General features: G+C 65.9%; 12 protein-coding genes. 7 read left to right on the plus strand and 5 right to left on the minus strand.

The genetic code is table 11. The features are described from left to right. Positions 1-151: 151 nt before the first annotated feature. The 3 genes from radC (at position 152) to ACW7G6_RS05615 (ending at position 3,415) form a co-directional block, all read left to right on the plus strand. Complete coding sequence (radC, locus tag ACW7G6_RS05605; RefSeq protein ID WP_456962890.1) at positions 152-826, plus strand: RadC family protein; 675 nt, start codon at positions 152-154, stop codon at positions 824-826. Positions 827-925: 99 nt separating this feature from the next. Further along, positions 926-2,614, plus strand: a complete 1,689-nt coding sequence (argS, locus tag ACW7G6_RS05610) for an arginine--tRNA ligase (RefSeq protein ID WP_456997721.1) — start codon at positions 926-928, stop codon at positions 2,612-2,614. Beyond that, positions 2,615-3,415: an SPOR domain-containing protein gene (locus ACW7G6_RS05615; RefSeq protein ID WP_456977737.1), complete on the plus strand. Its 801-nt coding sequence runs from the start codon at positions 2,615-2,617 to the stop codon at positions 3,413-3,415. Positions 3,416-3,439: 24 nt separating this feature from the next. Here the strand turns inward: ACW7G6_RS05615 and ACW7G6_RS05620 are convergent, their stop codons facing one another. Continuing rightward, a complete protein-coding gene (locus ACW7G6_RS05620) occupies positions 3,440-4,294 on the minus strand; it encodes an NAD(P)-dependent oxidoreductase (protein WP_456977738.1) in 855 nt (284 codons plus the stop codon). Between the two features lie 8 nt (positions 4,295-4,302). After that, complete coding sequence (speA, locus tag ACW7G6_RS05625; RefSeq protein ID WP_456997722.1) at positions 4,303-6,201, minus strand: arginine decarboxylase; 1,899 nt, start codon at positions 6,199-6,201, stop codon at positions 4,303-4,305. 250 nt (positions 6,202-6,451) lie between these two features. On the opposite strand from speA, the gene speE reads away from it, so the two are divergent. Further along, complete coding sequence (gene speE, locus ACW7G6_RS05630) at positions 6,452-7,303, plus strand: polyamine aminopropyltransferase (RefSeq protein ID WP_456997723.1); 852 nt, start codon at positions 6,452-6,454, stop codon at positions 7,301-7,303. An 11-nt stretch (positions 7,304-7,314) separates the two neighbouring features. Here the strand turns inward: speE and ACW7G6_RS05635 are convergent, their stop codons facing one another. Beyond that, entirely contained in the window at positions 7,315-7,653 is a 339-nt protein-coding gene (locus tag ACW7G6_RS05635; RefSeq protein ID WP_456962884.1) for a P-II family nitrogen regulator, read from the minus strand. Positions 7,654-7,843: 190 nt separating this feature from the next. Between ACW7G6_RS05635 and ubiK the strand changes: the two genes are divergently transcribed. Together ubiK and ACW7G6_RS05645 are read left to right on the plus strand one after the other, a co-directional pair. After that, positions 7,844-8,146, plus strand: a complete 303-nt coding sequence (gene ubiK, locus ACW7G6_RS05640; protein ID WP_456997724.1) for a ubiquinone biosynthesis accessory factor UbiK — start codon at positions 7,844-7,846, stop codon at positions 8,144-8,146. Positions 8,147-8,155: 9 nt separating this feature from the next. After that, positions 8,156-9,670 (plus strand): YifB family Mg chelatase-like AAA ATPase, encoded by a 1,515-nt coding sequence (locus tag ACW7G6_RS05645; protein WP_456977743.1) that lies wholly within the window; start codon positions 8,156-8,158, stop codon positions 9,668-9,670. Positions 9,671-9,678: 8 nt separating this feature from the next. Here ACW7G6_RS05645 and ACW7G6_RS05650 read toward each other — a convergent pair whose 3' ends face one another. Both ACW7G6_RS05650 and ACW7G6_RS05655 read right to left on the minus strand, forming a co-directional pair. Then, on the minus strand, positions 9,679-9,972 hold the full coding sequence (locus tag ACW7G6_RS05650; protein ID WP_456977744.1) for a hypothetical protein: 294 nt from the start codon (positions 9,970-9,972) through the stop codon (positions 9,679-9,681). 85 nt (positions 9,973-10,057) lie between these two features. Next, positions 10,058-11,224 carry a putative peptide maturation dehydrogenase gene (locus tag ACW7G6_RS05655; protein WP_456977745.1) on the minus strand — a complete coding sequence of 389 codons (1,167 nt, stop codon included), beginning with the start codon at positions 11,222-11,224 and terminating at the stop codon, positions 10,058-10,060. A gap of 135 nt (positions 11,225-11,359) precedes the next feature. Here ACW7G6_RS05655 and ACW7G6_RS05660 point away from each other — a divergent pair, with 135 nt between their 5' ends. Beyond that, positions 11,360-11,680, plus strand: coding sequence for an NHLP-related RiPP peptide (locus ACW7G6_RS05660; protein WP_456977746.1), 321 nt, complete (start codon positions 11,360-11,362; stop codon positions 11,678-11,680). The last annotated feature ends 13 nt before the right edge of the window (positions 11,681-11,693 follow it).

Here is an 11,693-nt window from a genome sequence, read left to right on the forward strand (position 1 = left end):
GGCACGGTGAATGCGTCCCGAAGCGGGGACGGAAAAATGCCCGGCGCGATCCCCCAATCCGCCGGACGCCTGGGCTGTGGACCTGGTTCGTCCCAGTGGTTCGTCCCAGTGTTCCGTCCCCGCTTCACTTTTCCAGCCTTCGAGGCCACCCATGCATATACGAGATTGGCCCGCCTCCGAACGCCCACGGGAAAAACTGCTGGCGCGCGGTGTCGGGGTGTTGTCCGACGCGGAGCTGCTGGCGATCTTCCTTGGCTCCGGCCTGCGCGGACGCGACGCGGTGACCACGGCGCGCGAACTGTTGACCGCGCATGGGCCACTACGCGCCTTGCTGGAGCGCGCACCGGCGGAACTGGCAAAGCTTCCCGGGTTGGGCCCGGCGCGCGCGTGCATGCTGGCGGCAGCACTGGAGCTGGGTCACCGGCACCTGTCGGCGGAACTGGAGCGCGGTATCGCACTCAGCGATCCGCAGGCAGCCGGCCGCTACTTCGCCCAGCGCCTGCGCGGGTTGCCCCACGAGGTATTCGCGGCCCTGTTCCTGGATACCCGGCATCGGGCGATCGCCTTCGAAGAGTTGTTCCGGGGCACGATCGACGGCGCCGAGGTACACCCGCGCGAAGTGGTGCGGCGGGCGCTGGCCCACAACGCTGCGGCGGTGATCGTGGGCCATAACCACCCCAGCGGGAATCCCGAGCCCAGCGCCGCCGACCGCGCGGTGACCGCCCGCCTCAAACAGGCACTGGCGCTGGTCGATTTGCGGTTGCTGGATCACTTCGTGATTGCCGATGGCCCGCCGGTATCGCTGGCGGCGCGCGGCTGGGTCTGACGGCAGGGCAGTGATGGGATCCGCGTGAACGTCGGCAACGCCGACGACACGTTCAATTCCGGGTAAAATGACCGGTTCTGCCGCCTTTCCAGAGTTTTCGTGAAAACCACCCTCCGCGCCCTGGTCATCCAAGCCATCGAAGCGATGCGTTCCGCCGGCAGCCTTCCGGCCGATCTGGAAACACCCGACTTCGTGATCGAACGCCCGAAGACCCGCGCGCAGGGTGATTTCTCGACCAACGCGGCGATGTTGCTGGCCAAACCGGCCCGAGCCAATCCGCGCGCAATCGCACAAGCGATCGTGGAGGCACTGCCGGCCAGCGCCGACATTGCCAAAGTCGAAATCGCCGGTCCGGGGTTCATCAACTTCCACCTCGACGAGGCGGCCTGGCGTCGCCAGCTCGGCGAAGTGTTCCACCGCGGCCAGGCCTATGGCCGCAACGATTCCGGCAACGGCCATCACGCCGGCGTGGAGTATGTCTCGGCCAATCCGACCGGCCCGTTGCACGTCGGTCATGGCCGCGCGGCGGTGATCGGCGATTGCATTGCCCGGGTGCTGGATGCCAACGGCTGGGACGTCGCCCACGAGTACTACTACAACGATGCCGGCGTGCAGATCGAAAACCTGGCCTTGTCGGTCCAGGCGCGAGCGCGGGGCATCCAGCCGGACGACGCCGGCTGGCCCGAAAATGGCTACCGCGGCGACTACATCGCCGACGTGGCACGTGCTTACCTGGATGGCGCCGGCGTGGAACTGGACGGCCAGACCGTCACCGCCGCGACCGACCCCGACGACCTCGCCGCGATCCGCCGCTTCGCGGTGGCGTGGTTGCGCCGTGAGCAGAACGACGACCTGCAGGCCTACGGCGTCAGCTTCGACGTGTACTTCCTGGAGAGCTCGCTGTACTCCGACGGCAAGGTCGCCGAGACCGTCGCCGCCTTGACCGCCAACGGCCACACCTATGAGGAAGGCGGCGCGCTGTGGCTGCGCAGCACCGATTTTGGCGACGACAAGGACCGCGTGATGCGCAAGTCCGACGGCAGCTACACCTATTTCGTGCCGGACGTCGCCTACCACTTGAGCAAGTGGCAACGCGGCTATGAGCGCGCCATCACCGAGCTGGGCGCAGACCACCACGGCTCGCTGTCGCGTGTACGTGCCGGGCTGCAGGCGCTGGATCTGGGCATCCCGCAGGACTGGCCGGAGTATGTCCTGCACCAGATGGTGACGGTGATGCGTGGCGGCGAAGAGGTAAAGCTGTCCAAGCGCGCCGGCAGTTACCTGACCTTGCGCGAGCTGGTCGACGAAGCCGGCCGCGACGCTACCCGCTGGTTCCTGGTCGCGCGCAAGCCCGACTCGCAGCTGACCTTCGACATCGACCTGGCACGCAGCCAGTCACTCGACAACCCGGTGTACTACGTGCAGGTGGCGCATGCGCGGATGTGCGGGCTGATGCGCCAGCTGGACGAGCGCGGGTTGTCGTTCGACCGCGAGGCCGGACTGGCGCTGCCACTGGACCTGGAGGACGCCGCCACCCACGAGTTGGTGGTGACCGTACTGCGCTATCCCGACGTGGTCGACAGCGCCGGTCAGGACCTGGAACCGCACCAACTGGCAATCTACCTGCTGGAGTTGGCGCAAACCTTCCAGTCGTATTACAACGGCCATCAGTTCCTGGTCGACGATGCCGACCAGCGCAACGCGCGGCTGGTGCTGGCAATGGCAACACAACAGGTATTGGCCAATGGACTTGGCTTGTTGGGCATCAACGCCCCGGAGGTAATGTAGGTGGCAGCACGACGTGGCAAGACACAGGCGCGGCGCAACCAGGGCAACAACGGTTTGCCGGGTTGGGCATGGATGGTGCTGGGCATCGTATTGACCATTGCCGCAATCGCGCTCGCGCCCAAACTGTTGAAGTCGGATGGCGATGGCTTCTTCCGTCCCCAACCCAACCCGGACGCCCGTCCGGCGCCGGTTGTCAGTGGCGGCGATGAGGCCGCTCCGGCGTTGCCGAACGCCGGCGAGGAACCTGCCGTTAACGCCGACGGCCCCAGGTACGATTTCTACACGCTGCTACCGGGCAAGGAAGTGGCCGTCAGCGATGCCGAACTGGCCGCGACCGAACGTGCCGAAGCCGCACGCGCCGCCGCCCTGCTGCGCGGAGAGCAACCCGCCCAGGTCGTCGCCTCCGCCAACCCCGACGCCGCCGACCTCGCGTTGCCAACCCCCGTTGATCCGGCGCCACAACCCGCGACGACGGCTCCCGCGACGCCGTCGTCCGCAAGCCAGCCCGACCGCGACACCGCTTCAGTCGCCGCACCCAAGCCGACCACCGCCACTGCCGTCGCCGATGGCGTCCGCTATTTGCTGCAGGCCGGTGCCTTCCAGGGGGCGAGCCAGGCGGAAGAGCTCAAGGCACGCATCGCCATGGTTGGCTTGAGCGCAAGAGTCGAGCCGGCCCAGATCAATGGCCAGACGATTTATCGCGTGCGTATGGGCCCCTACGACTCCGCCGGCGACCTGGCGGATGCCAAGCGCAAGTTGGGCAACAGCGGATTGCCGGCCATGGCGATCAAGGTCAAGTAGACCCCGCACCGCCACCGGGCGCGGTCAGTCGCCGCGCTTGAGCTTTATCAATACCGATGTATCGGCGTCCCCGTGTCCGCGTTCGGCCAGGGTGGTGTAGTCGGCCAACGCCAGTTCCAATGTCGGCAGGCGGACTCCCGCCTCACGCGCGATATCGCGCACGATGCGCAGGTCCTTGAGCATGTGCGCGCTCTTGAAACCCGGCGCGAACTCCCCGCGCAGCATGGTCGCGCCGCGCTTGTCGAGGAACCAGTTGCCGGCCGCGCCCGCCATCAGGGTCGGCAGCAGGCGTTCGGGGTCCAGGCCGAGCTTCTCACTCAACGCCAGCCCCTCGCAGACCGCTTCGTTGATGCCGGCCACCAGCACCTGGTTGACGGCCTTGGTCGCCTGTCCGGCACCGGTATCGCCCATGTGGCTGATCCGGCTGGCGTAGGCCTGCAGCACCGGTTGCACCGTCTGGAAGTCGGCCTCCGTGCCGCCCGCCATGACCGACAACTTGCCGTTGCGCGCACCTTCAACACCGCCCGACACCGGCGCGTCGATAAAGCCAATCCCCTGCGCCTGCAAGGTGGCCGCTGACCGCCGCGCCGTCTGCACCGACACGGTGGAATGGTCGACCACCACCGAACCGGGCCTGAGCACCTGCGCCAGTGCGTTGACGTTTTCCAGCACGTCGGCGTCCAGCGACACGCACAGCGCGACCACGCCGCAATCGGCGAAGTTGTCGGCCGAGCGTGCGGCACGGATACCCAGCTCGGCGGCCAGCGCATCGGCCTTCGCCTGCGTGCGGTTGCCCACGGCGGTCAGCAGGCCGCGTGAGTGCAGGTAGCGCGCCATCGGTGCGCCCATCGCGCCGAGGCCAATAAATCCGGTTTTCATGCAGTTCCTCATGCCAAAGGCGCGTCGTCGAGATAGGTGTAACCGGTCAGGCCCGCTTCCAGCGTCGCATTCAAGTGGTCGGCCTCATCCGCGGGCAGGTTGGCGGCAGCGACCTTCTGCCGGTAGTTCGCACGCAAGTCGTCCACCTTGTAGCCGACGTAGTCCAGCATCACGTCGGTGGTGTCGCCACGACGTTGCTGGGCCAGCCGGTAGCCGCCGTCGGCCGCGCCGTCCACCCGCACCTCGACCGCATCGGTGTCGCCAAACAGGTTGTGGATGTCACCGAGGATCTCCTGGTAGGCGCCTACCAGGAAGAAGCCCAGCCGGTAGCTTTCGCCGGGAATGAGCGAGTGGATCGGCATCGAGGTGTCCAGCGTCTCGTTGCCGACATACGTGTCGATGCGGCCGTCGGAATCGCAGGTCAGGTCGGCGATCACGCCGCGGCGCTGCGGCGCCTCGTCCAGCCGCTCGATCGGCATGATCGGGAACACCTGCTGGATTGCCCACACGTCAGGCATCGACTCGAACACGCTGAAATTGACGAAGTACTTGTCGACCAGCCGCTGGTTGAGCTCGTCCAGCACCGCCTGGTGGCTCTTCTCGCCGGCATTGAGGCGATCGCGCACGCCGTGGGCGATCAGGTAGAACAGGTCGTCGATGCGGGCGCGGTGGGTGAGGTCGATCTGGCCGAGCGCGTACGCGGTCAGGCCTTCGTTGTGGAAATGCACCGCTTCGTGGAACAGCTCGACCGCCGGGCGCGCGTCCAGTTCGGCGTGGATCTCGCGCAGATGGCGGATCACCGCCGGCTCGTCGTCGTGCAGGTCGGGCACGCGGCCTTCCGGCGCCGGCTCCACCTCGGACACGTTGGCCACCAGCACCGCGTGGTGCGCGGTCATCGCGCGGCCGCATTCGGTGACGATCCGCGGCGGCGTGAGACCGTGCTCGGCGCAGGCATCGGCCAGCGGCTGCACGATGTTGCTGGCGTACTGCTGGACGCCATAGTTGATCGAGTAGTAGCTGCGCGAACGGGTGCCCTCGTAATCGATCCCGAGGCCGCCGCCGACGTCCATGTAACGCACGTTCGCACCCAGCTTCGACAGCTCGACCAGGTAGCGCGTGGCCTCGCGCATGCCGCTGGCGATGTCGCGCACGTTGGAGATCTGCGAGCCCATGTGGAAGTGAAGCAGGCGCAGGCAATCGGTCATGCCGGCCTCGCGCAGGCGCTTCCACAGGTCCAGCACCTGGCGCGGGGACAGGCCGAACTTGGCCTTGTCGCCGCCGCTGTTCTGCCACTTGCCCGCGCCCAGACTGGCCAGCCGCATGCGCACGCCCAGGCCCGGCGTTACACCCAGTGCCTTCGACTCCTCCATCACCAGCGACAGTTCGGACGGCTTCTCGATGACGATGAAGGTCTCCATGCCGAGCTTGCGGCCGATCAGGGCCAGGCGGATGTACTCGCGGTCCTTGTAGCCATTGCAGACAATCAGCCCGCCCGGCCGGCTCAGCGCCAGCACCGCCATCAGCTCCGGCTTGCTGCCGGCCTCCAGCCCGAAACCCTCGCCGTGGTGCGACGCCAGCGTGCCGGCGACCCCTTCGTGCTGGTTGACCTTGATCGGGTACACCGCGGTGTAGCCACCGGCATAGTCCGCCTCCGCCATCGCCTGCACGAACGCGCCCTGCAGCTTGCCCAGCCGGTCGCCCAGGATGTCCGGGAACCGCACCAGCAGCGGCAACCTGGCGCCCTCGGCGCGGGCCTGATCGACGACCTCGGGCAGCGCGACCGCCGGGCCACCAGCACCCGTCGGCAGCACCGTGACCCGGCCGGCCTTGTCGACGTCGTAATACCCCTCGCTCCAATGCGGAATCGAATAGGCTTTGCGGGCCTGATCCATCGACCAGTGGGACATCGGTTTGCTACCAGCAGTGTGGGGGATTGGCATTCTATCGTCCCGGTGACCCGTGGGCGTCACAACGGAAGCCGGTTTACCCTGCCGTCATCAGGCACCGACCGCTGATCATGGGACCGTCGCACAACGATCCGTCACGAAAGGACAGAGGGCGGTTCGCTACAATCGGGGTTTAATTTCGATCCCACCAAATGGCGGCCCCGACCGGGACTGCCCGATGGCGGCCTCCCCGAATACTGGACGAACCGCAATGACCCCCAAACCCTCCTGGCATTACGAGAACTTCGAGCCGTCGGGCTCGGCGATCGGTTTCCGCATCAACAAGAAGCTGGACGAGGTGCAGTCACCGTTCCAGAAGATCGAGATCTTCGAGACGACCGACTGGGGCAACCTGATGCTGATCGACGGCGCGGTCATGCTGACCACGCGCGACAACTTCCTGTACCACGAGATGATGTCGCACCCGGCGCTGTTCACCCATGCCGATCCGAAGCAGGTGGTGATCATCGGCGGCGGCGATTGCGGCACCCTGCGCGAGGTGCTCAAACACCCCGGCGTGGAGCGCGCGGTGCAGTGCGATATCGACGAGCAGGTCACCCGCATGTCCGAGAAGTACTTCCCCGAGTTATGCGAGTCCAATGCCGATCCACGCGCGCAGTTGCTGTTCGACGACGGCATCGCCTACATGAAGAACTGCGCTCCCGGCAGCCTCGATATCGTGATCGTCGACTCGACCGATCCGGTCGGCCCGGCAGAGGGATTGTTCAACAAGTCGTTCTTCGAGTCCTGCTTCCATGCACTGAAGGATGACGGCATCCTGGTGCAGCAATCCGAGTCGCCGCTGGTATTGCTGGACCTGATCAAGGCGATGCGCGCGGAGATGGGAAAAGCCGGCTTTACGTCGTTCCAGACCCTGCCGTTCCCGCAGCCGTGCTACCCCACTGGCTGGTGGTCGTGCACATTGGCAAGGAAGTCCGGTGGTTTCGACTTCCGCGAGGCCGACGCGCGCGCCAAATCCTTCGACAGCCATTACTACAGCGCCGATATCCACAAGGGCGCGTCGACCCTGCCGCCCTTCGTTGCCGCGGCACTGGGCGAGTAACCCCGATCTGCCTACAGCGCGTCGCCGTCCAGCTCGCCGGTACGGATCCGGACCACCCGGTCCAGGTCCCAGACGAAGATCTTGCCGTCACCGATCTTGCCGGTGCCGGCGGCCTTCATGATCGCCTCCACCACGGTGTCGGCCTGGTCATCGGTGATTGCGACCTCCAGCTTGATCTTGGGCAGGAAGTCGACCACGTATTCGGCCCCGCGATACAACTCGGTATGGCCTTTCTGGCGACCGAATCCCTTGACCTCGGTGGCCGTGATCCCGGCCACGCCGGCCTCTGCCAGTGCCTCGCGGACATCGTCGAGCTTGAACGGCTTGATCACCGCCATCACCATTTTCATCCGCTGCCTCCGGGGTTGGGTCGATTGCCGGCAAGAATAACGCGATCTCCCGCGCTGCCTGCGCTAGAGTAGCGGTTCCGCAGAGTCGGCCATCAGGGGTCAGACTAATCTGACCCCTGACCGCGGCACCGGCTGATGGCGCCGGACCGACCGGCACGCGAGGCTGGGAGCATTGTTGCAGGAGCCCACCATGATCGATCTGAACCACATCGACGAACTCGCCCGCCGCCTCAGTGGCCTGGTCCCGGAAAGCGTGCGCGAGAGCCGCGAGGAACTGCAGCAGAACATCAAGTCGGTGTTGCAAACCGGACTGTCCAAGCTCGACCTTGTCACCCGCGAAGAGTTCGAAGTCCAGCGCGCGGTGTTGCTGCGTACCCGCGAGAAGCTCGAGCAACTGCAACGCACGGTGTCCGACCTGGAGGCGCAGGTCGAGCGCGGCTCCGGCGGTGCAGCGCCGTCGTCGTTTGATACTCCCGCCCAGCCGCGCCACTGAGTCGTCCCGATGAACCTGGCACTCGTGCACAGTCGTGCGCGATCGGGGGTGCGTGCGCCTGCGGTCCGTGTGGAGGTCCACCTCGGCGGCGGCCTGCCGTCGATGTCGATCGTTGGCTTGCCCGAAGCTGCCGTGCGCGAAGCCAAGGACCGGGTTCGCGCGGCGATCCAGTGCGCGCAATTTGAATTTCCGACGCGTCGGATCACCGTCAACCTGGCACCGGCCGACCTGCCCAAGTGCGGCGGCCGCTTCGACTTGCCTATCGCCCTTGGCATTCTCGCCGCCAGCGGCCAGATCCCCCTTGAGGCGCTCAGCGAGTATGAGTTTCTCGGGGAACTGGGGCTGACCGGCGAGTTGCGCGCCATCGACGGCGTATTGCCGGCGGCATTGGCAGTCGGCAGTGCCGGACGCAAGTTGATCGTCCCGCTTGGCAATGGCGCCGAGGCGGCACTGGCCAGCCAGGTCGAAGTACGCACCGCGCGTACCTTGCTGGAGGTGTGCGCGATGATGAGCGGGACCAAGTCGCTGCCATCGGCGATCGCGATGCCCACCTCGCGCACCCGCGGCCCCGACCTCAGCGACGTTCGCGGGCAAACCCATGCCCGGCGTGCACTGGAAGTCGCTGCCGCCGGCGGCCATCACCTGCTCCTGGTCGGCCCGCCGGGATGCGGCAAGACCTTGTTGGCATCGCGGTTGACCGGCCTGCTTCCGGACGCGACCCAGGACGAAGCGCTGGACTCGGCCGCGATTGCCTCCATCAGTGGTCGCGGACTGGATCCGTCACGATGGCGCGAACGTCCGTTTCGCGCGCCCCACCACACCGCCAGTGCGGTGGCACTGGTAGGCGGCGGCGCCGAGCCCCGACCCGGTGAGATTTCCCTGGCCCACAACGGCGTGCTTTTCCTCGACGAGCTACCCGAATGGGGGCGGCACGCGCTTGAGGTCCTGCGCGAGCCGCTGGAGTCGGGCGTGGTCACTATTTCGCGGGCCGCGCGCAGCTGCGAATTCCCGGCCCGGTTCCAACTGGTGGCGGCGATGAATCCGTGCCCCTGTGGCTGGGCCGGCGATCCCAGCGGTCGCTGCCGCTGCAGCCCCGACACGGTGTTGCGCTATCGCGCACGCATCTCCGGCCCGTTGCTGGACCGGATCGACTTGCACGTGGAGGTTCCAAGGTTGCCGACATCGGCGCTACGCCCGGACGCACCCGACGGCGAGCCAAGCCAAAAAGTGCGCGAGCGCGTGCTGCATGCCCGAAGCCTGCAATCCGATCGTGCCGGGAAAGCCAACGCACACCTCAGCCAACCGGAAACCACCGCGACCTGTCGACTGTCCAACGCCGATCACGATTTGCTGGAGCGGGCCATCGATGCACTCCAGCTATCGGCACGCTCGATGCACCGGATCCTGCGGGTAGCCCGGACCATCGCCGACCTCGCCGACAGTCCGCACATCCGCACGCCGCACCTGAGCGAAGCGATTGGCTACCGGCGAATGGACCGCGGCCAGGCTAACCAGGTCGCCTAGAAGCCAGCTCAGTCGCCGCCGCAGTTCGCACAGATGGAACGGCCTTCCATCGCGGCTCGCGATAACTCGCGTTCGCGTTCCCGCACCCGCGCGGTTTTGCAGATGCGGGTCTTCATGTTGCTGCCGATTCTCTTCTCGTATTCGCAGACCATCCGGTCACCGTCATCGTCCGCGTTGGTTACTGCCACGTCCTTCGCTACGGCTGCAGCGTCGGCCGGGGCACTCACCTGCCCCGCGTGGACAACCGACCCGGCCAGCAGAAGACCGGAAAAGAGCAACACAATTACACCTTTGGCTTGCATGAATATCCCCCTTTAAAGACACGCCAATTGGAAGTGTTTACGCGCGCATTCCACAACGGTCAAGACTGCGTCGTCGCGTCGGATGTTATTCCGGCTGCCATACCTCATGGCCCGGGTCGAACTCCGCGGTCTCCATGGTCCCGGCGCGCCAGCCAAAGCCGCAGATCGCCAGCGGTCCTTCCAGCAACGGGTCGAGACCGAAGCCACGCTCGATGTCGACCTCGTTGATCGCCGAGGTCACGAATGCCCCCAAGCCCAACTCGGTTGCCGACAGGTAGAGAGTCTGCGACAAATGCCCGCTGTCGAGCACCAGCGCCCGGTAGGCCTTGGCGTGGTGGCGGTATTTCCAGAAGCTGCGGCCAAAACGTGGCGTCAGCACCACCAGCACCGGCGCATTGGCGAACCAGTGCTGCCCGGCCAGGGCGAGTTTGGCGAATTCCACCAACGGCAGCGCGGGCGCCGGCAACGGCGCCAATGCGTGATCGACCGGGTGGTAGTGGTACAGCCCGGGCGAGATACCTTCCACGTCCTGCACGATCAGGTACGCCTCGGTCGGGTGCAGGCCGCCGCCGGAGGGACTGGTTTTCTTGAGGAACGCCGTGTCGTGACTGACCCGCACCTGCGCCTGCGCGGAGAACACGCGTTGCAGCATCCGCGCGAACAGGGCCTCCGGCAAAGGCCGTTCGGCATCGAAATTTCGACAGGTGGCCCGGCGCGCAAGCACATCGTCGAAATCGTTCGCCGCGGCACGAGGCAAAAACAGGCGTGGTGCGATACAGGCTTGCCCGCCCACTTCCGCGGGAGGCGCACCAAATCGTTGGCGCAATTTATCCGCGGTCACCAAGTCGTTGTCCTGCATGGCCCGCACGCCATCAATCCCGTGCCAACGACTCTGCCGATGGATGAGCGCGGCCAGGGGCCACCAGTACGAGGCGCGAAGCACATCATCACGCTCCCAGTGCACCGTGCGCTGCTCATCGGCAACCACCAACCCCTCAAGCAGCAAACGGTCGAGAGCCCCGGGCGCGTGGTCCGACAAGGTGTCGGCATCCACCCACTCGACAGGACTCAGGCTGCCGAGCAATTCGCGTTGCACAGCATCCACCTCGACCTCGTGATCCAGATGCGGCGCCAGTGCCAACCAACGCGACACGCGACTTAGTCCCGCGCCCCCCGTCAGTAGCGACGCCAGGCTGAAGCTGGCGTCCTCCCGCAACTCAAAAAACAGCACTGCGCAGCGACGCACCCGCATGCACCTGCCCCCCCGGTAATCATCCGGATCCAAGATTCACCGAGTATGTTATGAATCCGGTTCCATACGAACCGTCCACAGCGCGGCAAGACTTCAGGCCGGCCGCCAGCAGCGATTTTCAGGAAAGGGGAAACCATGACTAACCTGCACGATGGATCAGGGCACCCGCCGCTGGATCCCAGCGTCGCCGACAAGCTTCTCGAACTACTGAGCACCGACGATGAATTTCGCACCCTCTTCAAGCAGGACGCGGAGAAAGCGCTGAACCAGGCCGGCTACTTCCTGCCCGCCGGGGCGTCGCCCTTGCGCTGTACCCAGGTCGACCACCTGGCCTCGAAACATGAAGTTGCCGAATCCCGCGAAGCACTCAAATCGCACCTCACGGCAGCAGGTCCACTGACCGTGGTTTTTTGTTTCGAGGCAGGCAAGGTCTCGTCGTTTCTTCGCAGCAAATAATCCGGCTGCATCG

Source organism: Lysobacter sp. A421, from assembly GCF_054052145.1.